The sequence below is a fragment of the Streptomyces sp. AC550_RSS872 genome, from assembly GCF_019049285.1.
GTDB lineage: Bacteria > Actinomycetota > Actinomycetes > Streptomycetales > Streptomycetaceae > Streptomyces.
On record NZ_JAGMUL010000050.1, the window covers coordinates 66,746 to 89,611 of the forward strand.

The window sequence follows — 22,866 nt, forward strand, 5'->3', positions numbered from 1 at the left end:
GCTCCCCCTCTCTGACCAGGGGTGTCGGAGCAGCTGATGTCGGACCGGCGGGTGTCCGACCGGCGGGTGTCCGACCGGCGGGTGTGCGACCGGTGGGTGTCCGACCGCCGGATGTCCGACCGGCGGATGTCCGGCCACCGAATGTCCGACCGGCGGATGTCCGACCGCCGAATGTCCGACCGGCGGGTGCCGGACCGGCGGATGCCCGACCGGCGGGTGTCCGGCCTGTGGGTATCCGGCCTGTGGGTGTCCGGCCTGTGGGTATCCGGCCGCCGAATGTCCGACCGGCGGATGTCCGACCGCCGAATGTCCGACCGGCGGGTGCCGGACCGGCGGATGCCCGACCGGCGGGTGTCCGGCCTGTGGGTGTCCGGCCTGTGGGTATCCGGCCGCCGAATGTCCGACCGGCGGATGTCCGACCGCCGAATGTCCGACCGGCGGATGTCCGGCCGCCGAATGTCCGGCCGGTGGGTGTCCGGCCTGTGGGTATCCGGCCGCCGAATGTCCGACCGGCGGATGTCCAGCCGCCGAATGTCCGGCCGGTTGGGTGTCCGGCCTGTGGGTATCCGGCCGCCGAATGTCCGGCCGGTGGGTGTCCGGCCTGTGGGTATCCGGCCGCCGAATGTCCGACCGGCGGATGTCCGGCCGCCGAATGTCCGGCCGGTGGGTGTCCGGCCTGTGGGTATCCGGCCGCCGAATGTCGGACCGGCGGGTGTCCGACCGGCGGGTGTCCGACCGCCGGATGTCCGACCGCCGGATGTCCGACCGGCGGGTGTCCGGCCGGGCGAGTGTCGGACCGGTGGGTGTCGGCTCAGCCCGGCGTGACCAGGCGGGCCTCGTACGCGAACACCGCCGCCTGCGTCCGGTCCCGTAGGCCCAGCTTCACCAGGATCCGGCTGACGTGGGTCTTGATCGTCGACTCGGCGACCACCAGCCGCCCCGCTATCTCCGAGTTCGACAGGCCCTGCGCGATCAGCACCAGTACCTCCGTCTCCCGCTCGGTCAGGTCGCCGTACGCCGCGTGCGCGGAGGACATCAGGCGCGGGGAGTCGGACAGCTTGGAGAACTCCGTGATCAGCCGCCGGGTGACGGAGGGCGCGAGGAGGGCCTCGCCCGCCGCCACCACCCTCACCCCGTCGGCGAGCTGGCGTGCCGAGGCATCCTTCAGCAGGAAACCCGAGGCTCCCGCGCGCAGCGCCTGGTACACGTACTCGTCGAGGTCGAAGGTGGTCAGCACCAGCACCTTGGAGGTGCTGTCGGCGGCGACGATCTCGCGGGTCGCCTCGATGCCGTTCAACTCCGGCATGCGGATGTCCATCAGCACGACGTCGGGGGAGAGTTCACGGACCCGGTCGACCGCCTCCCGGCCGTTGACCGCCTCGCCGACGACCTCGATGTCCGGCATGGCGTTCAGCAGGACCGAGAAGCCCTCGCGCACCATCATCTGGTCGTCCGCGATGAGCACGCGGATGGTCATGAGCCGTCCTCTGTCGTCGTGGCGACCGGCAGGAACACGGCCACCTCGTAGCCGCCGTCCTCCGTCCGGCCCGCCGTCATCTCACCGCCCAGCATGGTGACGCGCTCGCGCATCCCGGTGATGCCGTGCCCGGCACCCGGTGAGGGCTTCACCAGGGCCGGCGCGGGCGGCGGGCCGTTGACTATGCGCAGGCCCAGGCCGCCGAGCACGTACCCGATCTCCACCCGGGCACTCGCGCCGGGCGCGTGCCGCAGACTGTTGCTGAGTGCTTCCTGCACGATCCGGTACGCCGACAGCTCCACCCCGGACGGCAGTTCGCGCACCGCGCCGATCGTCGCCTTCTCGACGCTCAGTCCCGCGTCCCGTACGTTCGCCAGCAGCGCGTCCAGGTCGGTGAGGGTGGGCTGCGGGGTGTCCGGGGCCTCGTAGTCCTCGGCGCGGACGACGCCCAGGATGCGGCGCAGTTCGGTGAGCGCCGCCACCGCGTTCTCCCGGATGGTGACGAAGGCCCGCTCCAGCTCCGGCGGCGGGTTCTCCACCCGGTAGGGGGCGGCCTCCGCCTGGATGGCGACGACCGACATGTGGTGGGCGACCACGTCGTGCAGCTCCCGGGCGATCGTCGTGCGCTCCTCCAGCAGGGTCCGCTTGGAACGCTCCTGCGCGGTCACGGTCTGCTGGGCGGTGACCTCCTGCTTCGCTTCCCGGCGTATGTGCCACAGGGAGACGACGAGCAGGACCATCGCGGAGATGACCATCATGGGGCCGGTGTTCGTGCCGTAGGAGCCACCGCCGACACCGGCGTCCGCCAGGAGGCCGTACGCCCCCGTCACCCCCCACATCCATGCCGCCGTGCGGGGCCTGGTGCGAATGGCCACGACTGTCAGCACGGTCAGATGGCAGACGAGGCTGCCCGGCATCCACGGCCATTCGCCCGCGCCGCCGATCACCGCGACGATCGGAGTGGCGGCCATGGACAGCCAGAACGCTCCGACGGGCCGCGCCATGGTCAGCAGGATCGGAATCGCACAGAGCGGACCCACCAGCAGGGCCGGCCCGTCGGTGTCGACACTGCCGATGAACAGGGTGAACAGGGCCGCCGTGGCGATCACGGCGTGCGGTGTCCAGGCCGCGTACTCGCGCAGACGGCCGGGCAGCCTGCGGGTCAGCGGGCCGTCCACCCGCATCCGCTCCAGCGGACGGTAGGCGAAGGCGTCGTGGATCAGGTCCTGCCGCAGCCCTTGCAGGGCGTCCGCGGCCAGCCGGAACTCCGGGCTGCGCGGCGGCTTGGCCCCGTCCCCCGGTGGCGGTGTCTGGAGGTGAGTCGTCTCGGTCACGTACAGAACGGTAGGCGCAAGGCGGTGTCGCGGTCGTCCCCAGTGAGAGGGGTCCTGGCCGGTCCGTCTCAGGTACTACGGGTATCGCGCCTGGTGGCGCCGGGGAGGACGGCAGGCCCGCGGTCAGCGTCCGGAGGGCCGCACCAGACCCGACTCGAACGCGAACACCGCCGCCTGCGTCCGGTCCCGCAGCCCCAGCTTCACCAGGATCCGGCCCACATGGGTCTTCACGGTCTGCTCGGCCACGACCAGGCGCTCGGCGATCTCCGCGTTCGACAGGCCCTGGGCGATCAGCGCGAGCACCTCCGTCTCGCGTTCGGTCAGCTCACCGACCCGCTGCTTCAGCGGGACGTGGGGCCGCTTGTCCAGGCGGGAGAACTCGGTGATCAGGCGGCGCGTGATGCCGGGCGCGAGGAGGGCGTCGCCGGCCGCCACGACCCGGACCGCCTCGGCCAGTTGATCGGCGGAGGCGTCCTTCAGCAGGAACCCCGAGGCGCCCGCGCGCAGCGCCTCGTACACGTACTCGTCGAGGTCGAAGGTGGTCAGCACCAGCACCTTGATCTGCGGTGTCGCCGCGGTGATACGGCGGGTGGCCTCGATGCCGCCGAGCTCGGGCATCCGGATGTCCATCAGGACGACGTCGGGCACGAGCTCGCCGACCTTCTCGACCGCGTCCAGGCCGTCGACCGCCTGGCCGACCACGTCGATGTCGGGCTGGGTGTTGAGCAGCACGGTGAATCCCTGCCGGACCATCTGCTGGTCGTCGGCGATGAGTACGCGGATGGGGCTGCTCGTCATGGGAGGCGGTTCTCCTGTCAGGTGTGGGGAGACGGCGTGGTGTCTCCGCGCGGGAGGAAGGCCGAGACCGCGAACCCGCCCTGCTGCGTGGGGGCCGCGGTGAGGTGGCCACCGAGCATCGAAGCACGCTCACGCATGCCGAGCAGGCCGTGTCCGGCCCCCTGGGAGGGCGGAACAGGCCGCTGGGGGCGGGAGTTGACGACGCCCAGGTGCAGGCCGTGGAAGTCGTGCGAGACCTCGACGCGCACTTCGGAGCCCGGTGCGTGCCGCAGGGCGTTGCTGAGCGCCTCCTGGATGATCCGGTACGCGGACAGCTCGACGCCCGTCGGGTAAGGGGGCGCCTCGCCTCTGATGTCGGTGCTGACGTCCAGTCCGGCGGCACGGGTGTTGTCGATGAGGGCGTCGAGCCGGTCGAGCATGGGCAGGGGGGCGTCGGGAGCGGCCCCGGTGCCGGGTTCGCCGAGGCCATAGGGGTCCGCCGGGGTCTCGGGGTTCTCGGAGCGCAGGACGCCCAGGACGCGGCGCAGTTCGGTGAGTGCGTCCACGGCGTTCTGCCGGATGCCGGCGAGGTTCTCCTTCAGCTCTTCGGAGGGGTTCTCCGCCAGGTGCGGGGCCACCTGCGCCTGGATGGAGATCACGGACATGTGGTGGGCGACCACGTCGTGCAGCTCGCGGGCGATGCGGCTGCGCTCCTCCAGCACGGTGCGCCGGGCCCGCTCCTCGGCGGTGATCGTGGTCTGTCTGCCGAGTTCGGCACGGGCTTCGCGGCGACCGCGCAGCGCCATGCCGAGCACCACGGCGACCGTGAACAGGCAGATGGCGAGCACCCCGGTACGCACATTGCCCGGCGCGCCCAGCATGCCCTGGAGGACGTAGGTGACCAGCACGGACAGGGCGAGCGCCTCGGCGGACACCCGGGTGGGCACCCGAAGCGTGAGCAGCAGCAGCACGAGCAGGTGCGCGATGAGCCCGGCCGACGTCCACGGCCAGGTGAAATCTTGCGCGTCACCGGACAGCAGCCGTTGACGCACCGTGAGGGCCCCGATCACGGTGGCCGCCATCGACAGCCACCAGGCCGGAACAGGCCGCCGCAGGGCGAACACCACGGCGCCGCCCTGCGCGAGGGCGACCGGGAACGCGATCCCGAACGCCAGCCCGCCGTTGTCCTGGAGCTGTGCCATGTCGCCGAGCGCGATGCCGAGCGCGGCGAGGCACAGCACGCCGTGCGGCAGCCAGCGCAACCACGCGGAGGGGGGCAGCGGGTCCGCCCTGAGGGTCCACAGGTCGTCGCGCAGCACCCGCGACCAGCGCCGTACCCGGCTCACGACCGCGTGCCGGCTCCCCGTCTGCGTCACATGACCAACCCTAGGCATGGTGGTGTGCCTCCGTGTCACTGCCCCGAGAGGCCGGGTGGGATCGGACGACCTTGGACGGGCGGCCGGTCGGGCGGCGCGGGCCCTGCTCGTAGGTACGGAATGCCGCCCAGCACAGGGCCAGCGCCAGGGCGAACAAGGGGAGCCACGCCAGCCGGGCGGCGACCCAGCCCAGGTGGTCGGGGGCGGTGTGCAGGCCGGGGAGGCGACCCGTCGGCAGGAGCGTGGCCGTGGTGGCCATCAGGGCCGTCTGGTGCCAGAGGAAGACCGTCATCGCGGAGAGGTTGAGCAGGGCCACCGCCGCCCAGGCCAGGGGGCGGCTCATCGCGCGGCGCAGGGGCTCGCGCAGCAGCAGGGCGAGGCCGCACTGGGCCAGGCCGAAGGCCACGGCGGCCAGCGTCGGCGGGTCGAGGTTGGAGATGCCCGCGCCGGGGACGCCGACCATCGACGCCGGGTAGCCCGCCCAGGCGACCAGCGCGGCCGTCGCCGCCGCGCCGCCCGTCAGCAGGATCCAGCCCGCGCGACGGCGCTCCAGCTCACCCCGGGTCCAGGCCGCGCCCAGGGTGTACGGCACGAGCCAGCCGGCCGCCACGTTCACCCAGCCGAGCCAGGCGGGGGCGCCCAGCCCGAATCGGAGGAGGTCCACATGGAGGACGACGGCCAGGGGCCACAGGGGGTTGAGCCGGAGCAGGAGAGGTGTCGCCGCCGTCAGCGCCGCGAACACCAGGAGGAACCACAGGGGGGACAGGGCCAGTTGGGCCAGGGTGTCGATCGTGTCGACGTCCGTGCCCGACAGGAACAGCAGAGCCGACGCCACTGTCCACAGGGTGAGGACGGCCGCCACCGGTCTGAACAGGCGGGACAGCCGGGACCGGAGCCACTGTCCGTACGTCGTGCCGCGCGCCCGGGCCAAGGTGTAGCCGCGGGTCGCCACATGGCCGCCGACCAGGAAGAACACGGCGAGCGTCTGGAAGGCCCAGGAGACCGGGGCCAGCCAGGGCATGTGCCGCAGCGGGCTCGCGGTGTGCAGGCCTGCTCCGTCACCGTCCGCCACCAGGGCCGTGACCAGCCAGTGGCCGAGGACCACGCCGAGGACGGCGAAGGCACGCAGGGCATCGACCGCCCGGTCCCGTCCGGCGGGGGTGGCGGCGTCGACGCGGGCGGCGCCCTGCCGCACGCCCGTCCACAGGGAGACGGGGGACTCAGCCATGGGGCGCCTCCGGAGTTTTGCCGAGGACGATGCGGGTCAGGTTGGCCAGCGATGTCGAACCCGGCCTGAAGTAGTCGCTGTGACCGCCGGTGCCCGCCGCGAAGACCCGGGCGCCGAAGGACGGGGACACCGGGTCGGTGCCGAAGCCGACCGTGGTGCCGAGCAGGTCGAGCCGGACGTGCGGGACCTCCGCCACCCAGTCGTCGCTGCCGCGAGCCGCCCAGACGCGGGCCGGGGTGTGCAGGGCCGCGGCGGTGTCCGCGCCGGTGCCGGGGCTGCCGACCAGGGCGATGTCGTCCACGGCGAGGTGGGAGGCGGCGCGTCCGCAGACCACCGAACCGTAGGAGTGGCAGAGCAGTGAGATGTGCGCCCCCTTGCCGGCCGTGACGGCACGCAGCTGCCGTACGAACTCCCGGAGTTTCGGGGCCGCTTCCTCGGCCCGGCCCGGCGTCGTGACCGTGGTGCTGACCGTGGCCGGTGTCTCGTAGCCGAGCCAGGCCACCACCGCGGTGCCCGTGTCCTGCGGGGCCTGCCGGGTGAGCCGTTCGTGCAGGGCGCGGGCGGCGTCGCGGAAACGGCCGTATGTGTCGATGGAGGTGTCGGAGCCCGGGACCAGGACCGCGACGCGGTCGGCGTGCGCCAGGTCGCCGAAGACCTCCGTCGCCAGGCCGGCGCCGCGGCCGTCGAAGGAGAGGAAGTGGCGGGCCGGGTCGGCCATCGCACGGTCCGCGGTGGCGCGTTCGCGGGCGCCGTGGGCCGCGGCCATGCGGGACGCCTCGGCGGCGTTGGCGCGATGGGCGGCATACGTCTCGTCCAGCGTCGCCGCGGTCACCGGGGCGGCGAGGGCGGCCGGTGCCGGGGCGGGTATCCCGGGGCGCGTGGCCCCGGACAGCGGGACGACCACGGCACCGGTGATCAGGGTGGCGAGGAGAGCTCGACGCAGCCTGTGGGTGCGGCCGCCCTGCTTCGGCTCGCGTGGCCCGCTCGCCCTGCCCCGCGCTGTCGCCTGGACCGGCACACCCGCCTGGGCTGCCCCCGTAGTACGCCCCACGGTCGTCTCCCCCTCCGTCCGCCCGGCCATCGGGCTTGTCTGGAGGGGAAGTTACGGATCAGGCGTCGTCGTCCGCGTCACGCCGGAGAGCTCACCTGCGACGTAGCTCTCAGGTATTACGGGTATGCAGGGGGCGCGCAACGCCTCACGCTGCGGATGTCGCACCTCACCACGCCAACTGCGCGATCTCCTCCACCACCACCGCGCACGCGTCCGCCGCCGGATCGATCAGCGGGAAGTGGCCGACGTCCTCCAGTAACGTCAGTCCGACCACCTCCCCCGCCTTCGCCGCCGCGTCCGCATAGGACTCGGCGACCGCCTGCGGGACCACGTTGTCCGTGCGGCCCTGGACGAGGGTCGTCGCGATGCCGGTCGGGAGCAGCAGCGCGGGATCGGCGTAGGGCCGACGCTCGGCGAACTCCACTGCTCCGCCCAGGAGTTGCCGCGCAGCGCCCCCGCAGACGTCCAGCTTGTCGGCGACCGTGAAGTCGGCGATCGGGGCCAGGGCGACCACGCCGCGCAGCGGCGCCGGGCGGTCGGTGCGCCAGGAGGAGTCGGCGGGGAGGACATGGCGAGCCGCGGCCCAGAGGGCCAGGTGGCCGCCGGCGGAGTGGCCGGTGAGGACGGTCCGGCGCGGGTCGGCCTGCGGGAGCGTCTCCCGCACGAGCGCGGGCAGCGCGTCCAGCGCGGCGGCGATGTCGTCGAAGGTGTCCGGCCAGCGCCCGGCGACCGGCCCGCCGCCGACACCGCCCTCACCACCCGGGCTCACCGCGCCCCCCGCGCTGTCCCCGGCCTCCGCCCCCCGCCGGTACTCCACATTGGCCACCGCGAACCCCCGCCGCGCGAGAAAGTCCGCGAGCGGCGTGACGTGCCGCCGGTCGTACGGCGCCCGCCACGCCCCGCCGTGCAGGACGACGACCAGCGGGGCCAGGTCGCCGGGGGCGGTCTCGCCGCGCGGGGCGTAGAAGTCGATCACCTGGTCGGGGTGGTCACCGTAGGTAGCGATGGCGTCGGGATCGACGGGCGGGTGCGAGAAGGCGGACTCCTCTTCGGCGGCGGCCCGGGCTGCTGCGACGTCGTCCGGCATGCTCCAACCTCTCAGCGAAGAAACGGTTTTGGACGAAAGCGGGGGTGGCGGACCAGGGAACTCGGCCGTTGGCGGGGACGGTATCAGGCGGGTGACGTGCGTGGACACGCGGATGTCACGCTGGGTGAGGGGTAAACGGTTCTGCTGTTTCGTTACGCTGGCATCGCGGCACGCACCGCAGACCGACCCCGCACCAAGGAGGCCGATATGTCCGCCGAACCCGGCACCGTACGTCCCGGAGGGCGTACCGCGCGTGTCCGCGCAGCCGTACTGCGCACGGCCGGGGACATCCTGGTGGAGCAGGGTTTCGACGGCCTCGACCTCGCCGACGTCGCCCGCCGCGCCGACGTCGGCAAGACGACCGTGTACCGGCGCTGGGGCTCGGTGACCGGGCTGGTGGCCGACCTGCTCGCGGACATGGCCGAGCAGTCGCTGCCGCGCGAGGAGACCGGGTCCGTGCTGGGGGACCTGCGGGCCAACGCCGCACTGGTGCAACGGACGTTGGCGGATCCCCGCCAGGGCGCCCTCTTCCGCGCCGTCATCGCCGCGGCGACCTGCGACGAACGTACGACGCAGGCGCTCCGCCGGTTCTACGAGGTCCGGGTGGCGGAGTGGGCACCGTGCGTCGAACAGGGCGTCGCACGGGGGGAGTTGCCGGTCGGAACGGACGCCGAGGAGGTCGTACGGGCGGTGTCGGCTCCCCTCTACTACCAGTTGCTGACGACCGGGCTGGTCCCCGACGCCCCCGCCGCCGAGCGCGCCGCGCGGGCCGCGCACGCGGCTGCCGTGGCGGGGGTGTACGTCGGCCAGTACGGCGCCCACCACCACGACAGCCGCACGAGGGCTACGGCACCTCAGCCAGCACCCGCGCCAGCACCCGAGCCGCCCGCTCCACGTCCGCGAACCCCACGTACAACGGCGTGAAACCGAAACGCAGCACGTCGGGGTGGCGGAAGTCGCCGACCACGCCCCGTTCGACGAGCGCCTTCATCACGTCCCCGGCGCCCTCGCACCGCAGCGCCACCTGGCTGCCGCGCTCCCCGTGGGCCACCGGAGTCACCGACTCCACACGGCCTTCGGGCACATGGGCGGCGACGCACTCCAGGAAGAAGTCCGTCAACGCGAGCGACTTGGCCCGCACCGCCTCGACCGACACGCCCTCCCAGACCTCCAGCGCGGCCTCCAGGGCCAGCATGGAGAGGATGTCCGGCGTGCCGACACGACCGCGCAGCGCGCCGTCCGCCGGGGTGAAGTCGCCGCGCATACCGAAGGGGTCGGCGTGGGAGTTCCAGCCGGGCAGCGGCGAGTCGAAGCGGTCCTGGAGGTCCCGGCGTACGTACAGGTACGCCGGTGAACCCGGCCCGCCGTTCAGGTACTTGTACGTGCAACCGACCGCCAGGTCGACGCCGTGCTCGTCCAGGCCGACCGGCAGCGCGCCCGCGCTGTGGCAGAGGTCCCAGACGGCGTACGCCCCCGCCGTGTGCACCGCGGCCGTGAGGGAGGGCAGGTCGTGCAGCCGGCCGGTGCGGTAGTCGACGTGGTTCAGCAGGACCGCGGCCGTACGGTCGTTCAGCGCGGCCGGCACCTCCGCGGGCGTCACGGGGCGCAGCGTACGGCCGGTCATGCGCGCCGCCGACTCGGCGATGTACCCGTCCGTGGGGAAGGTGGTCGCGTCGACGAGGATCTCGTCCCGGCCCTCCCCTGCCATCCGGACGGCCGCCACAAGTGCCTTGAAGACATTGACACTTGTCGAGTCGCCGACCACGACCTGGCCCGGCGCCGCGCCGACCAGCGGGGCGATCCGGTCGCCGATCCGCTCCGGCGCGGTCCACCAGCCGCTCTCCTCCCAGGACCGGATACGCAGCCGGCCCCACTGCCGCAGGACGACGTCCTCGACCCGTCCCGGCACCTTGGCCGGCAGGGCGCCCAGCGAGTTCCCGTCGAGGTAGACGACCTCGTCGAGCACGAACTCAGCGCGCTTGGCGGCGAGTTCGTCGGCCGCGTCCAGCTTCTCCGCCCTGGCGGCGAGTTCCGCGAACTCTTTCCCGGGCTCTTCCCCGATCCCTTCCCCGATCTCAGACATGGGACCTGGCCGTCCACAGCTCCGGGAAGACGTTCTTCCGCGCCCGCTTCTCCAGCCAGGCGACCCCGGCCGAGCCGCCCGTGCCGGACTTGGCGCCCATCGCGCGCCGGGTGGCGACCAGGTGGTCGTTGCGCCAGCGCCAGACCAGTTCGGCCACGTCGGTCAACGCCTCGCCGAGGCGGGTGAGTTCGGAGTTCTGGTCACCGGAGTAGATGTCGGTCCACACCGCCTCCACCGCGTCCGACGGCTCGTACCGCTGGGACACGTCGCGCGTCAGCACGCTCTGCGGGATGGCGCGGCCGCGCCGGGCGAGGAAGCGCAGCACCTCGTCGTAGAGGCTCGGCTCGTGCAGGGCCTTCTCCAGTTCCGCGTGGACGCGGGGGGCGCCGCGGTGCGGGACCAGCATGGACGCGGACTTCTCGGCGAGCAGGAACTCCATCCGGCGGTACATCGCGGACTGGAAGCCGGAGCCCTCGCCGAGGGCGCTGCGGTACGCGTTGAACTGGGCCGGCGTGAGCTGGCCGAGCGGCTTCCAGGAGGCGTTCAGGGCGTCCAGTTCCCGTACGGAACGCTTCAGGGCGTCGATCGCCACGTCGGGCCGGTCCTCGCGCAGGGCGCGTGCCGCTGTCTCCCACTCGTGGACGATGACCGTGAACCACAGCTCCATGACCTGGGTCGTGACCAGGAAGACCATCTCTCCGGGGTCGTCGGAGAGGGTGTGCTGGAGGTGGGTGAGCACGTCCGCCTTGACGTAGTCCTCGTACGGCGTCGTGCCGGCGAAGTCGAGATTGGGAGTCTCGAGCTCCTGAGGGTGGGACATTGCTGTCTCCTGTGTAACTCCGGGTAGCGGTCCGCCCTGCCGTTATCGGCAAAGGGGCCCCGGTCCCCACCCGGCATCCTCAGGTATCTCCCCCCGCATCGCAAGGCCCGCCCGGGTCAGCGCATTCCCGTGAGGGGTGGGGATGACCTGCGGGTTCGCAGCGAAAGCACTGCGGACCAGGGAGAACTACGCTCGGTAGTCCGCACTGGTCCGCACGTGTCCCGCTGCGCGGTGCGTGATCAGCCCGTGATCACGGCCAGGGTCAGGAGTCCAGGAGGGTTCCCGGCAGGTCGAACTGCTTGGTCTTGCCGGTGACGAGGTTCACCCGGGTCACCGTTTGCTCGGCGTAGACGAGCCAGCCGGTCGAGGTGGGGGTGATGCTCAGGGACGCGGCGAGGTCCTTGACGCGGGCGCGGTGCAGTTCCTTTCCGTTCGCGGCATCGACCTCCACCAGCTCGGTGTCGTTGCCTGTGGCCGCCGCGACCACGATCGACGAGTCCGTCGCCGCCACTGCGTCGACCCGGCCTCCGTCCACCGTGACCACCGTCTCGGCGGCGGTGCGCTTGAGGGAGATCTTGACGTCACGGGACTTCGCCGAGGCCGGGGAGCCGACGACGACCGGACGGCCGGAGGGACACGCGAGATCCGTGACCTCCAGACCACTCGGCACGGGTACGGGCGTGACCTTGCCGTCGGTCAGGTTCGCTACGGAGACCTTGGTGTCACTGCCCGAGCCGCTGCCCAGGCAGATCATGTCCGACGCCGGATCCGAGGCCGCGAGTTCAATGGTGCCGGGGACCTTCAGCTGGCGCTTGGTGGTCCAGTCTGCCGGGTCCTTGACCAGCACGCTGGATTCGGCGGTGCCGCCCGCCGACTTTCCGTCGGGCAGACCCGCGGCCTCGGCGACCAGGGTCTTGCCCGGCGTGATACGGCGCAGCCGCTCATCGCCCGTCATGCCGTCCAGGGTGTGGTCGGTGCGGTTGATCTCGTACCGCCGGTCCGGCTTGCCATCCTTGCGGGGGACGGTCAACAACCAGCGCCCGTCGGCCAGTTGCACGATGTGCGGGCTGATCGAATCGTCGTCGTCGGCCTGCTGGGGCACGACGGCCAGGCTTTCCGCCCTGGTCTTGTCCGGGTTGATCCCGACGACCGTCACGAGGCCGTTGACCTTGGCGAGCGCGAAGGTCCGGGAGCCCTTCCAGTCGTCACCCAGGTCTACCCCGCCCGGGCCGGAACAGGCCGTGGTCAGCGCGGCCGTCGAGCTGAGCGCGGCCAGGAGGAGGATTGCTCGGGCCGGACCGGTCAGCCGTGTGCGGTGCTTACGTGTCGTGAGGTACGGCATGGGGGGTGGTTCACCAGTCCTTCATCGCATCTGTGGGGGACATCCTCGCCGCCCTGCGTGCCGGGGCCAGCGAACCCATCGCCACCACCAGCACCGTCAGGCCGAGGAGCAGAAGCAGGGTGCCCGCGGACGGCAGCAGCACCCAGCCCTTGACGTACGGCGCCAGGTCAGCGCTGCCCCGCAGCAGCGCCGCGGCACCGCCGCCGAGCACCGCGCCGAGCGCGGTACCGATCAGCGCGGCCACGGCACCGACCAGTGCCATCTCCGTGACCAGCATCGTCAGAACCGACCTGGTGCGGAAACCGACTGCCTTGAGGATGCCGATCTCCTGTGCGCGCTGCCGCGACAGCGCGCCGGTCACGGTGACGGCGCCGACGAACGCGAGCACCCCGAGCACACCGAGCAGAACCTGGCCGACGACCTTGATCATCTCCAGCACGGCGGGGAGGGCGTCGAGCTGCTGCTGGAGGGTGACCGCCGGATAGCCCAGCCGCTGCACCTCCTTGGTCACGGCCGGCACGTCCGCCGCCGTCTTCGCGACCACGGTCAGCTGGTCGTAGCCAACGGTGGACAGGTAACTGTCCACCGGTTCCCCGGACCGCTGCGCCGCCCACTTGATCACGGTGGCGTCGGCGGCGTACGCGGCATCCGGGTTGTCCAGCTGCCAGGTCGGGTCGTACACCCCTACCAGGCGGGCGTGGCTGGTGACTCCGGTGCCCTCGCCCTGCCGTACGTACCGGGTGGTCTCGATGTCGATCTCCTGGCCCACCAGCTTGCTCAGGTTCACGCCCTGGGAAGCGGCCGGGGCCACGATCTCGCCGGGTTTCAGCGGGAAGAGGTTCTTGCGTACGGACTTGGTGACCGGCGGCGTCAGGGCGGACCGGTAGGTCGTCGCATACAGCAGGACGGTGTCGCCCGCCTTGGTCAGCACGCCGAACGAGACCTGCGCCCGGGGCTGCACCGACTCGACGCGGGGCAGCTTCGCAAGCCGGGCGGCGGTACGGTCCGTCAGCTGCGGGGTGTCGGGCCGGTCGGTGGGCTTGTCGACGGTGATGCTGCGGTTGGCGCTGCTCTCCTTGACGCCGGAATCGGCGGCGCCCTGCGCCCGGTCGGCGATGCCGAGAGCGCCGAGGCAGACGGCGGCGGCGACCGAGACCAGCGCCACGAGACCGAACAACCGGCGGCGCAGAGCACGGACATTGGCCAGCGCCAGACTGAAGATGTTCATTCCGCGCTCTCCGTCTCCACTCGCTCGGCCGCGTTCTCGGTCCGCGAACCCTCGGCCGGCGACGTGAACGCTCCCTTGTCCAGGCGGTGCACCACGTCCGCGAACTCCGACACCGCCGGGTTGTGCGTCACCAGCAGCACCGCCCGGCCTTCGTCCACCAGTTCCCGGAACAGCCCGAGGAGCACCTCCTCGCTCTCCGTGTCGAGGTTCCCGGTCGGCTCGTCGGCCAGCACGACGGGCGGGTCGTTGATCAACGCCCGTGCCAGCGCCACCCGCTGCTGCTCGCCGCCCGACAGTTCACTGGGCAGATGGTCGGCACGCTCCGCGAGCCCGACCCGCGCCAGCAGCGCGCGAGCGCGTGCCTCGCCGTCGCCGCGACGGCCGAGGAACGGCAGGACGACGTTGCGCAGCGCCGAGTGCTGCGGCAACAGGTTGTACGACTGGAACACGAACCCGATCCTGCTGCGGCGCAGATCCGCCAGCGCCCCGTCCGCCAGACCCGAGGTGTCGACGAGCCCCGTGCCGTCGGCGCCCTCGACGAACACCCGGCCGCTGTCCGGCGGGGTCAGCAGCCCGAGTATGTGCAGGAGTGTGGTCTTCCCGGAGCCCGAGTGGCCGACCAAGGCGGTGACCTCGCCTCCTCTCACGGCGAGGTCGACGCCGCGCAGGACGTCGACCCTCCTTCCCCGCAGGGTGTAGGACTTGCCCACGCCCTCGGCCCGCAGCAATGCGCTCACCGAACTCTCGCTCACTTTCTGTCACTCGGGATACCGGTCGGCAACCATCCCATGGAGCCGTTCAGCTGCCGGTCCAGGGTCCACACGCCCCAGGTGGTCTTCAGGTCGCAGGCGTCGTCGCCGCGGCCGACCTGGTACAGGCCGGGCAGCCCGGGGCACCCCTTGTACGGCGTGACGCCGCGCCCGAGGGCTTCGCGCAGCGTCGCGTCCAGTGCGCCGCCGAGCAGCGCGTAGGCCCGTACGACGAGCGTGTAGTCGTAGACGGAGGTGAACCGGTCCGGGTTGCGGGCCCACTGCTTCAGGGCGTCGGCGGTGATCCAGGACGGGACGCGGTCGCGGTGGCCGCTGTCGGCCAGCCCGACGGCCACCGTGGCTGCCGCCACCACCCCGTCCGGAGTGTCCGCACTCCATGTCCCGATCGTCGGGGCCGCGGTCGAGGCGCCGGCGTCGGTGCAGATGAGGGCGGTGCGCTGCCACTGCCTGGCGTTCCGTTCGGTCACGGTCGTGGGCAGCACCCGCGGGTCGGCGCACAGGTGCCGCGCCTGTTCGCTCGTGTCGCCGCCCGCGGTGACCTTGCGCAGGGCGGCACGGTTCAGCCGCTCGGCGCCTTCCTGGCTGACGTCGCCGGACTTCTCCTCGCGCTCCAGCGCCGCCAGCAGCCCGGGATCCTCGTGCGACCAGCCCGCCACCGCCCGCAGACGTTGCACGAAGAGGGAGGCGTCCGGGTTACCGAGGTAGGCGTCGGGGTCGCGTACCGTCCCGTCGTCGAGCCGTTCGCCGTCGAGCCTCTTCAGCACCGGCGCGAACACGCTCTTCGGCGAACCGGCCGCCTTCAGCACGAGGACCAGCTCGTAGAGCTGCTCGTAGGGAAGGGTCGCCGCGCCGTCCCGGAGCACCGGTTCCCAGACCCGGCGGTTCACGGTGGGCCGCTTCCCCGCCGCCTCCTGGATCAGGACATAGCTGTAGGTGTCGGCAAGCCGGGTCGCCCTGTCGTCGGGCGTGAGGTCCGCGAAGTCGTCCGTGCGCGGAACCGCGATCCGGCTGAGGCTGCGAGGAACGGGCTCCTTCAGCAGCTTGAGCGAGCGGGCCAGGGCGCTGCTCTGGTCGAGCGCCCGGGGTTTCTCGGCCAGCGAGCGCAGCCACGCGACGGTGACGGCCCGGTCCGCCGCCGGGAGGTCGTCCAGGCGCCCGAGGGAGTCGAGCACTTCGAGGGCGGCCCAGGTGCCGCCCAGGCGCGCCGCGTCCCCGTCGCCGCCGAGGGCGGAGTCGACGTACCAGCCGCCCTTGGCCCGGGCCTTGTTCACCTCCGCCGCGTCGCCGGCGCCCAGCGCCTCGTCGGCGCCGGCCCGCCGCAGCGGGATCAGCCAGTCGCGCCCCCAGAGCGAGGAGGTCTCCAATGCTCCCCTGCGAAACGACCTGACCTGGGCCGAGGCCATGCTGGTCTTGGGGTCACGGCCCAGTTCGGACAGCGTCCGCAGCGCGAAAGACTGTGCCTGCGGCCCCGCCGGCTGTTGGCGCAGGAACGGATGGTAGTAATAGCCGTTCTGTTTACTGACCAGAAGGTCGAATTGCCGGGCAGCGGCGGATTCACGCCTCCCGGATTCATCGGACGCGGATGTGCATGACGTCATGACGGCGGCACACATGACCGCCCCGACAAATCGGGACGCCAGCTTTCCGCCGGGCGTCGCCGCACTGAATTTCACCGAACGCCCCCGTGCGTCGTCCTTCAAGCTTACGAAAAGGTGTCACACCGCCGGGCCCTGACGGTGTGACACCTTTACTCAGTTCACGCGCCGCATCAGCTCAGCCGAAGCGGAAGATGATCAAGCGGCACCCGCGTAGGCGCACTTCTCGCTCACGTTGATCGAGTTGGTGACCTTGGCCGAGCCGCAGCTCTTGGTCGACACGTAGGTGGTGGCACCGCCCGGGCGCATCTGGCCGTAGGTGTCGGAGATCTTGGCGTTGGTGTTCTTCCAGCGCACCTCACCCAGGGACCGGCTCTTCATCGTGAGCGTGGCCTCGGGGTTCTTGGAGATCGTGATGGAGACGCTGATGCCGTGGGCCGCCAGTTCGGCGCGGTTCTGAATCCACTTCGCCTTGGCCGGGTTCGACCCCGACATCTTCGTGGACGCCTTCCAGTCACAGGTCGTGACGTAGAAACCGCAGTGCCATGCGTTGATCGAGATCTTGTTGCCGCCCGGGAGGCCCACCGAAGTGGAGGCCTTCGTGGCGTGCGCAGGCGACGCCGTCAGCACGAGGGCTCCGGCCGCGAAAGCGGCGGCAGCCCCGGACATCAGGCGCATACGTATGCCCTTGTTCATTCGATTGTCTCCCCGTGAGATACCGAAACGGGTTCCGGGTCAGGAAACCGTGAAATCACCGCGCCCCAACTCCCCAGGCGCGGTGTGTGTTCCTTATTCGTACATGACATCGATCTTGCAGCACAATTTCAGCCAGAACATCGACAATGGCTTGTTCATCACGCCCTGGCGATGGAACCGACTTCCCCGGAATGGCATCAGGGCCCCGGCTCCCGTCCGTCACCTGAGCACCGGAGCGGAAGACCATGCCTGCTTGAACTCGGCCAGTGGCAGACTGCTTCCATGACGACGCACAAGAACCTGCTCGGCGGCCCGGACCCGACCTACCTCCCGGAGAACGAGGAGGCGTACCGCCTGCTGGGCGAGGAGTCCCAGCCCCCGGCCGCGGTCGCGGCAAAGCACCCCACGTTCTCGCTCGCCTGGGCGATGCTCGCCGACGACGCCTTCGAGGCGGGGCGAGTCATCGAGTCGTACGCCTACGCGCGCACCGGCTATCACCGCGGTCTGGACTCCCTGCGCCGTGCCGGGTGGAAGGGACATGGGCCCATCCCTTGGGACCACCGGGCCAATCGCGGGTTCCTGCGCTGCCTCGCGGCCCTCGCCCGTGCTGCCGGCGAGATCAACGAGAAGGACGAGACGGAGCGTTGCTGGCAGTTCCTTCAGGACAGCAGCGCCGAGGCGTACGCCGAGCTGAAGCGATAACAGTCACCGCAGCTCAAAAGCTGTGTCCTCGTCCTCGGACCGGGACAGGCCGGAATGCCTGCACCGTCGTCTTGATCGCCCCAGTAGGGTCATCCCGTGAGTAACGAACACATCACGCTGACCGCGGGTGACGCGGAGGTGGACGTGCTGCCGGGGAACGGCGGGCGGGTCGGGGGGCTTCGGGTCGCGGGGCGGGAGTTGCTGCGGCAGGGGGAGCGGTACGGGTGTTTTCCGATGGTTCCCTGGTGCGGGCGGATTCGGGACGGGCGGTTCATGGACGGCGCCGTCGTGCGGCAGATGCCGCTGAACGCGCCGCCGCACGCCATCCACGGCACGGTCCGGGACGGTGCCTGGAAGGTCGTCCGGGTCGCCGGTGACGAGGCCGTCATCACGTACGACCTGGTCGAGCCGTGGCCCTACGCCGGCCGGGTCACGCAGGTCGTGCGGCTCGCGCAGGACAGTCTCAGCCTCACCATGGCCGTCGAGACGTACGAGACGTCCTTTCCGGCGCAGATCGGCTGGCATCCCTGGTTCAACCGGAATCTCGGCGGGGAGGGGGCGCAGGACGTCCGGCTCGACTTCACACCTGGGTGGCAGGAGGAGCGCGGGGAGGATCACCTCCCCACCGGGGAGCGGATCGAGCCGGTCCCCGGGCCCTGGGACGACTGCTTCGGGATGCCGGGCGGGGTCGACGTCACGCTCACGTGGCCGGGGCAGTTGGAGCTGAAGGTGAGCAGCCGGGACGAGTGGGTGGTCGTGTACGACGAGCAGGAGGCCGCCGTGTGCGTCGAGCCGCAGACCGGGCCGCCCAACGGGCTGAACAGCCTGCCTCGCCTGGTCACGCTCCTGGAACCGCTCGAGGCCACGACCGTCTGGAGCTGGCGGCGCCTCTAAGCTGGCGGCATGACTGACGTACGTGGCGAGCTGTTGCAGCAGATCAAGGACAAGGCCGTGGTGCACGGCAAGGTGACCCTGTCGTCGGGTCTGGAGGCCGACTACTACGTCGATCTCCGGCGTATCACCCTCGACGGGGAGGCGGCCCCGCTCGTCGGGCAGGTGCTGCTCGATCTGACGGCCGAGCTGGAGTTCGACGCGGTGGGCGGGCTCACCATGGGCGCCGACCCCGTCGCCGCCGCGATGCTGCACGCCGCCGCCGCCCGCGGGAAGCGGCTGGACGCCTTTGTGGTGCGCAAGGCCGCGAAGGCGCATGGCCTTCAGCGCCGGGTCGAGGGGCCGGACATCACGGGGCGGCGGGTGCTCGTCGTCGAGGACACCTCCACCACCGGGGGTTCGCCGCTCACCGCCGTGGAGGCCGTGCGCGAGGCGGGCGCCGAGGTCGTCGGCGTCGCGACGATCGTCGACCGGGCCACCGGCGCCGCCGAGAAGATCCAGGCGGGCGCCCGAGTGCCGTACCTGTTCGCCTACTCCAAGGACGAGCTCGGCCTCGACTGAACCCCCGGCGTACAGGCGCTCGGAGCATCCCGGTTCGTCTGGAAAGATGGGGCCGACGACGACGTCACACACCCCCCAAGGTCTAGGTCAGGGCCGTAAGAAACAAGCAGTAACGCTGCACGTCAACCCGCACACTCCAAGGAGCGGACAGATGCCCATCGCAACCCCCGAGGTCTACAACGAGATGCTCGACCGGGCGAAGGCAGGCAAGTTCGCCTACCCGGCCATCAACGTGACCTCCTCCCAGACCCTGCACGCGGCCCTGCGCGGCTTCGCGGAGGCGGAGAGCGACGGCATCATCCAGATCTCCACGGGTGGTGCGGAGTTCCTCGGCGGCCAGCACAGCAAGGACATGGTCACCGGCGCCGTCGCCCTGGCCGAGTTCGCGCACATCGTCGCCAAGAAGTACGACATCACCGTCGCCCTGCACACGGACCACTGCCCGAAGGACAAGCTCGACGGGTACGTACGCCCGCTGCTCGCCGTGTCCGAGGAGCGCGTCGCGCGCGGCGAGAACCCGCTGTTCCAGTCGCACATGTGGGACGGCTCGGCCGAGACCCTCGCCGACAACCTCGCCATCGCGCAGGAGCTGCTGGAGCGCGCCCGCGCCGCGAAGATCATCCTCGAGGTCGAGATCACCCCGACCGGCGGCGAGGAGGACGGCGTCTCGCACGAGATCAACGACTCGCTGTACACGACCGTCGACGACGCGATCCGTACGGCCGAGGCCCTCGGGCTCGGTGAGAAGGGGCGTTACCTGCTCGCCGCCTCCTTCGGCAACGTCCACGGCGTCTACAAGCCGGGCAACGTCGTGCTCCGCCCCGAGCTGCTGAAGGACCTCAACGAGGGTGTCGGCGCCAAGTACGGCAAGACCTCCCCGTTCGACTTCGTCTTCCACGGCGGCTCCGGCTCCTCCGCCGAGGAGATCGCGACCGCGCTGGACAACGGCGTCGTCAAGATGAACATCGACACCGACACCCAGTACGCCTTCACGCGTCCGGTGGCGGCCCACATGTTCCAGAACTACGACGGTGTCCTCAAGGTCGACGGCGAGGTCGGCAACAAGAAGACCTACGACCCGCGGACCTGGGGCAAGCTCGCCGAGGCGAGCATGGCCGCGCGCGTGACGGAGGCCTGCTCGAACCTGCGCTCGACGGGTACGAAGATCAAGTAGTTCCCGGGTTTCATCCGGGGACCTGCGAGCCCGGCGCCTGCCCATGGCGCCGGGCTCGCTGTATACCTGGGGACATGCCCGACGTCCGGCTGGCCTCACCGCAGGGCAAATGGATCCTGCTCACCACCGTCCTCGGCTCCAGCATGGCGATGCTGGACTCGACCGTCGTCAACGTCGCCCTCCCCCGCATCGGCCGTGACCTCGACGCCGACCTCGCGGCGCTCCAGTGGACGGTCAACGCGTACATGCTGACGCTGGCCGGCCTGATCCTGCTCGGCGGATCGCTGGGGGACCGGTACGGGCGGCGCAAGATCTTCGTCATCGGGGTCGTATGGTTCGCGGCGGCCTCGCTGCTGTGCGGGATCGCCCCGAACGCCGGCGTCCTCATCGCGGCCAGGGCGCTCCAGGGCGTCGGCGGGGCGCTCCTCACGCCGGGCTCGCTGGCGCTCATCCAGGCGTCCTTCCATCCCGACGACCGGGGTCGGGCGGTCGGCCTGTGGTCGGGTTTCGGGGGGATCGGCGCTGCGGTGGGCCCGTTCCTGGGCGGCTGGCTGGTGGACGGGCCGGGCTGGCGCTGGGTGTTCCTGCTCAACGTGCCGGTGGCGCTGGTGTGCGTGCCGGTCGCCGTACGCCATGTCCCCGAGTCGGGAGACGGCCGCGCCCACGGCGCCCGCTTCGACGTACTCGGCGCGGCCCTCGGCGCGCTGTCCCTCGCCCTGGTGACCTACGCGCTGATCGAGGCCCGGTCGGGCTCGCTGGTCGTGGCCCTCACCGCGGTGGGAGGCGTGGCGGCCGGGGTCGCCTTCGTGTACGTCGAGCGCCATCGCCCCGACCCGATGATGCCGCTGGACATCTTCAGGTCCCGCCAGTTCACGGCGGTCAACCTCGTCACCCTCTGCGTCTACGCGGCCTTCGGCGGCTTCTTCTTCCTCGGCGCCCTTCAGCTCCAGGTCGTCGTCGGCTACTCCGCTCTCGGTGCCGGTACGGCGCTGCTGCCGACGACCGCCCTGATGCTGCTGTTCTCGGCCCGCTCGGGCGCCCTCGCCGACCGGATCGGTCCCCGGATCCCGCTGACGGTGGGGCCCCTGCTGTGCGCGGCCGGGATGCTGCTGATGCTGCGGGTCGGCCCGGACGCCTCGTACCTCCTCGACGTCCTGCCCGCCCTGCTCGTCCTCGGCCTCGGCATGGTCACCCTCGTGGCCCCTCTGACGGCCACCGTCCTGGCCTCCGTCGACACCGCCCGCGCGGGGCTGGCCAGCGGTGTCAACAACGCGGCGGCCCGAGCGGCGGGCCTCGTCGCGGTGGCCGCGCTGCCGTTGCTCGCCGGGATGGGGGAGGAGGCGTATCGCTCGCCGGCCGCCTTCGACGACTCGTTCGGGCAGGCGATGGTGTGGTGTGCGGCGGTGCTGGTGATCGGGGCCGTGGTGGCCTTCGCGACGGTGCGTCCCCTGCCCCCGGACTGCCGCAAGCCCGAATGCCTCCACCACGGGTCGATCACGGCGCCGCCGTTGGAGGGGGTGCGGAGCAGGGGGCGGTTGACGGTCGATGGGGGCGGGGACGGCGACGGATAGGCATGTTGTTCCTCGCCCCCGCCGCCCCTACCCGTCCCATCCCTGGGGGCTGCCGCCCCCAGCCCCTCGCCTCGGCCCCAAGGGCCTCGTCCTCGAACGTCGGACTGAGGCCCACAGGTGCACCCGTTCCGGTACTGGCGAGCGTGTTCCGCGTGCGGGGTTCATGGCCTGCGGGGAAACGCACCTCACCGCCGGCGCCGGATCACCCGACTCACCACGATCGCCGAAGCCAACACCACCGCCGCAGCCGGAGCCGCCCACCGCAACGCCGAACTCGGCACCACCGTCTGCGGCGCGGGGACCGGCGCGTACCGCCCGCGCGGCGGCGCATGGTCCACTTCCTCCGCACTACGCCCGATCATCGTCCGCCGAGCATGAGCCGCCTCAGCGACGGGAGGCTCACCGGCAGCGTCACCAGCACCGGCACCGGCACCGCCACCGGCCTCCACAGGCGCGCCCGCCTCAGGCCCCGGCTCGGGCGCCGCAGCATCATCCGCATCCGGTGTCGTCTCGAAGTCACTGGTGACCCGAGTCTCGAACTCCCCCGGCGCCAAGCCCTCGTCAGCGGTCTCGTCAGCGGTCCTGTCGGCGGTCTCGTCGGCAGGAGTCCCGTCCGCGTCCCTGTCCCTCTCCTGATCCGCCACCGTCCCCAGCTGTTCCCCGAAACGGTTCAGCAGCCGTCCCACAGCCGCCTCGACCGCCTCGGCCGGGAACTCCGCAACCCGCCCGTCCGCGGAAGCCGACCCCTCGAACCGCACCGTGGCCCCCGAGCCGCCCTCGGCCTCCCGAACCCACACCGTGAGCGCGAGCTTCACCGAACCGGTGCCGCGCGCCTCGGTCGCGTCGCCCTCGACGGCGTACGACCCGTCCTCCCGCGCGGACACCCGAGCGGCACCCCGATAGGTGATGGTGTGACCTGCGACCCGCACCTTCAGCCGCCCGGCGACCGGCTCGGCGCCGGCGTCCTGCTGGAGCCCGGGGACCGCCCGGGCGACCCGTACGGGATCGGCCAGCACCTCCCTGAGCCGCTCGGCCGCAACCGGAACGAACACCTCATGCTCCATGAGGCCCGAGCCTACCCAGCATGGCGAGAAGCGCACCCG

20 protein-coding genes and 1 pseudogene are annotated in these 22,866 nt (G+C 71.5%); 6 read left to right on the forward strand and 15 right to left on the reverse strand.

The genetic code is table 11. The annotated features are described in order from the left end of the window. Positions 1 to 811: 811 nt before the first annotated feature. From KUM44_RS21400 to KUM44_RS21430, 7 genes are all read right to left on the reverse strand, one after another. Positions 812 to 1,477 carry a response regulator transcription factor gene (locus KUM44_RS21400; RefSeq protein ID WP_217209921.1) on the reverse strand — a complete coding sequence of 222 codons (666 nt, stop codon included), beginning with the start codon at positions 1,475 to 1,477 and terminating at the stop codon, positions 812 to 814. Then, positions 1,474 to 2,811 (reverse strand): histidine kinase, encoded by a 1,338-nt coding sequence (locus KUM44_RS21405; RefSeq protein WP_217209923.1) that lies wholly within the window; start codon positions 2,809 to 2,811, stop codon positions 1,474 to 1,476. The genes KUM44_RS21400 and KUM44_RS21405 overlap by 4 nt, the downstream gene beginning before the upstream one ends. A 123-nt stretch (positions 2,812 to 2,934) precedes the next feature. Then, a complete protein-coding gene (locus tag KUM44_RS21410) occupies positions 2,935 to 3,609 on the reverse strand; it encodes a response regulator transcription factor (protein WP_217209925.1) in 675 nt (224 codons plus the stop codon). A gap of 17 nt (positions 3,610 to 3,626) precedes the next feature. Beyond that, positions 3,627 to 4,982 (reverse strand): sensor histidine kinase, encoded by a 1,356-nt coding sequence (locus KUM44_RS21415; RefSeq protein ID WP_217209927.1) that lies wholly within the window; start codon positions 4,980 to 4,982, stop codon positions 3,627 to 3,629. Beyond that, complete coding sequence (locus tag KUM44_RS21420; protein WP_217209929.1) at positions 4,975 to 6,192, reverse strand: acyltransferase; 1,218 nt, start codon at positions 6,190 to 6,192, stop codon at positions 4,975 to 4,977. The genes KUM44_RS21415 and KUM44_RS21420 overlap by 8 nt, the downstream gene beginning before the upstream one ends. Continuing rightward, positions 6,185 to 7,135, reverse strand: a complete 951-nt coding sequence (locus KUM44_RS21425) for an alpha/beta hydrolase (protein WP_254389873.1) — start codon at positions 7,133 to 7,135, stop codon at positions 6,185 to 6,187. Before KUM44_RS21425 ends, KUM44_RS21420 begins: the two co-directional genes overlap by 8 nt. Before the next feature lie 274 nt (positions 7,136 to 7,409). Beyond that, positions 7,410 to 8,330, reverse strand: a complete 921-nt coding sequence (locus KUM44_RS21430) for an alpha/beta hydrolase (protein ID WP_217209933.1) — start codon at positions 8,328 to 8,330, stop codon at positions 7,410 to 7,412. 207 nt (positions 8,331 to 8,537) lie between these two features. Here KUM44_RS21430 and KUM44_RS21435 point away from each other — a divergent pair. After that, positions 8,538 to 9,134 (forward strand): annotated as a pseudogene (locus KUM44_RS21435) (TetR/AcrR family transcriptional regulator); the annotation flags it as partial. Positions 9,135 to 9,174: 40 nt separating this feature from the next. On the opposite strand, the gene kynU reads toward KUM44_RS21435, so the two are convergent. The 7 genes from kynU to KUM44_RS21470 all read right to left on the reverse strand — a co-directional run bounded on the left by kynU (position 9,175) and on the right by KUM44_RS21470 (position 16,864). After that, entirely contained in the window at positions 9,175 to 10,413 is a 1,239-nt protein-coding gene (kynU, locus tag KUM44_RS21440) for a kynureninase (protein WP_217209935.1), read from the reverse strand. Beyond that, on the reverse strand, positions 10,406 to 11,233 hold the full coding sequence (locus KUM44_RS21445) for a tryptophan 2,3-dioxygenase family protein (protein ID WP_217209936.1): 828 nt from the start codon (positions 11,231 to 11,233) through the stop codon (positions 10,406 to 10,408). The genes kynU and KUM44_RS21445 overlap by 8 nt, the downstream gene beginning before the upstream one ends. 262 nt (positions 11,234 to 11,495) lie before the next feature. Further along, positions 11,496 to 12,575, reverse strand: coding sequence for a hypothetical protein (locus KUM44_RS21450; RefSeq protein ID WP_217209937.1), 1,080 nt, complete (start codon positions 12,573 to 12,575; stop codon positions 11,496 to 11,498). A 10-nt stretch (positions 12,576 to 12,585) separates the two neighbouring features. Beyond that, positions 12,586 to 13,803, reverse strand: coding sequence for an ABC transporter permease (locus KUM44_RS21455; RefSeq protein WP_217209938.1), 1,218 nt, complete (start codon positions 13,801 to 13,803; stop codon positions 12,586 to 12,588). After that, on the reverse strand, positions 13,800 to 14,540 hold the full coding sequence (locus KUM44_RS21460) for an ABC transporter ATP-binding protein (protein ID WP_217209939.1): 741 nt from the start codon (positions 14,538 to 14,540) through the stop codon (positions 13,800 to 13,802). Before KUM44_RS21460 ends, KUM44_RS21455 begins: the two co-directional genes overlap by 4 nt. 11 nt (positions 14,541 to 14,551) lie before the next feature. After that, positions 14,552 to 15,937: a hypothetical protein gene (locus KUM44_RS21465; RefSeq protein WP_217209940.1), complete on the reverse strand. Its 1,386-nt coding sequence runs from the start codon at positions 15,935 to 15,937 to the stop codon at positions 14,552 to 14,554. 429 nt (positions 15,938 to 16,366) lie between these two features. Next, the gene (locus KUM44_RS21470; protein WP_254389851.1) at positions 16,367 to 16,864 is read right to left on the reverse strand and encodes a hypothetical protein; all 498 of its coding nucleotides are present in this window, start codon (positions 16,862 to 16,864) and stop codon (positions 16,367 to 16,369) included. A gap of 282 nt (positions 16,865 to 17,146) precedes the next feature. On the opposite strand from KUM44_RS21470, the gene KUM44_RS21475 reads away from it, so the two are divergent. The 5 genes from KUM44_RS21475 (at position 17,147) to KUM44_RS21495 (ending at position 21,763) form a co-directional block, all read left to right on the forward strand. After that, on the forward strand, positions 17,147 to 17,566 hold the full coding sequence (locus KUM44_RS21475; protein WP_217209941.1) for a DUF3151 domain-containing protein: 420 nt from the start codon (positions 17,147 to 17,149) through the stop codon (positions 17,564 to 17,566). A gap of 96 nt (positions 17,567 to 17,662) precedes the next feature. Further along, positions 17,663 to 18,460 (forward strand): aldose 1-epimerase, encoded by a 798-nt coding sequence (locus tag KUM44_RS21480; protein WP_217209942.1) that lies wholly within the window; start codon positions 17,663 to 17,665, stop codon positions 18,458 to 18,460. 9 nt (positions 18,461 to 18,469) lie between these two features. Further along, complete coding sequence (gene pyrE / locus KUM44_RS21485) at positions 18,470 to 19,018, forward strand: orotate phosphoribosyltransferase (RefSeq protein ID WP_217209943.1); 549 nt, start codon at positions 18,470 to 18,472, stop codon at positions 19,016 to 19,018. Positions 19,019 to 19,169: 151 nt separating this feature from the next. Further along, a complete protein-coding gene (gene fbaA, locus KUM44_RS21490) occupies positions 19,170 to 20,192 on the forward strand; it encodes a class II fructose-bisphosphate aldolase (protein ID WP_217209944.1) in 1,023 nt (340 codons plus the stop codon). Positions 20,193 to 20,266: 74 nt separating this feature from the next. After that, positions 20,267 to 21,763, forward strand: coding sequence for an MFS transporter (locus KUM44_RS21495; RefSeq protein WP_217209945.1), 1,497 nt, complete (start codon positions 20,267 to 20,269; stop codon positions 21,761 to 21,763). A gap of 185 nt (positions 21,764 to 21,948) precedes the next feature. Here the strand turns inward: KUM44_RS21495 and KUM44_RS21500 are convergent, their stop codons facing one another. Next, the gene (locus tag KUM44_RS21500; protein WP_217209947.1) at positions 21,949 to 22,827 is read right to left on the reverse strand and encodes an SRPBCC domain-containing protein; all 879 of its coding nucleotides are present in this window, start codon (positions 22,825 to 22,827) and stop codon (positions 21,949 to 21,951) included. Between the last annotated feature and the right edge of the window lie 39 nt (positions 22,828 to 22,866).

What these genes read in the sequence shown, in the direction of transcription:
- KUM44_RS21400 (WP_217209921.1), bottom strand. Translation starts at nt 1,477, where the DNA reads ATGACCATCCGCGTGCTCATCGCGGACGACCAGATGATGGTGCGCGAG.
- KUM44_RS21410 (WP_217209925.1), bottom strand. Translation starts at nt 3,609, where the DNA reads ATGACGAGCAGCCCCATCCGCGTACTCATCGCCGACGACCAGCAGATG.
- KUM44_RS21415 (WP_217209927.1), bottom strand. Translation starts at nt 4,982, where the DNA reads ATGCCTAGGGTTGGTCATGTGACGCAGACGGGGAGCCGGCACGCGGTC.
- KUM44_RS21420 (WP_217209929.1), bottom strand. Translation starts at nt 6,192, where the DNA reads ATGGCTGAGTCCCCCGTCTCCCTGTGGACGGGCGTGCGGCAGGGCGCC.
- KUM44_RS21430 (WP_217209933.1), bottom strand. Translation starts at nt 8,330, where the DNA reads ATGCCGGACGACGTCGCAGCAGCCCGGGCCGCCGCCGAAGAGGAGTCC.
- kynU (WP_217209935.1), bottom strand. Translation starts at nt 10,413, where the DNA reads ATGTCTGAGATCGGGGAAGGGATCGGGGAAGAGCCCGGGAAAGAGTTC.
- KUM44_RS21445 (WP_217209936.1), bottom strand. Translation starts at nt 11,233, where the DNA reads ATGTCCCACCCTCAGGAGCTCGAGACTCCCAATCTCGACTTCGCCGGC.
- KUM44_RS21450 (WP_217209937.1), bottom strand. Translation starts at nt 12,575, where the DNA reads ATGCCGTACCTCACGACACGTAAGCACCGCACACGGCTGACCGGTCCG.
- KUM44_RS21455 (WP_217209938.1), bottom strand. Translation starts at nt 13,803, where the DNA reads ATGAACATCTTCAGTCTGGCGCTGGCCAATGTCCGTGCTCTGCGCCGC.
- KUM44_RS21470 (WP_254389851.1), bottom strand. Translation starts at nt 16,864, where the DNA reads ATGAACAAGGGCATACGTATGCGCCTGATGTCCGGGGCTGCCGCCGCT.
- KUM44_RS21475 (WP_217209941.1), top strand. Translation starts at nt 17,147, where the DNA reads ATGACGACGCACAAGAACCTGCTCGGCGGCCCGGACCCGACCTACCTC.
- pyrE (WP_217209943.1), top strand. Translation starts at nt 18,470, where the DNA reads ATGACTGACGTACGTGGCGAGCTGTTGCAGCAGATCAAGGACAAGGCC.
- fbaA (WP_217209944.1), top strand. Translation starts at nt 19,170, where the DNA reads ATGCCCATCGCAACCCCCGAGGTCTACAACGAGATGCTCGACCGGGCG.
- KUM44_RS21495 (WP_217209945.1), top strand. Translation starts at nt 20,267, where the DNA reads ATGCCCGACGTCCGGCTGGCCTCACCGCAGGGCAAATGGATCCTGCTC.
- KUM44_RS21500 (WP_217209947.1), bottom strand. Translation starts at nt 22,827, where the DNA reads ATGGAGCATGAGGTGTTCGTTCCGGTTGCGGCCGAGCGGCTCAGGGAG.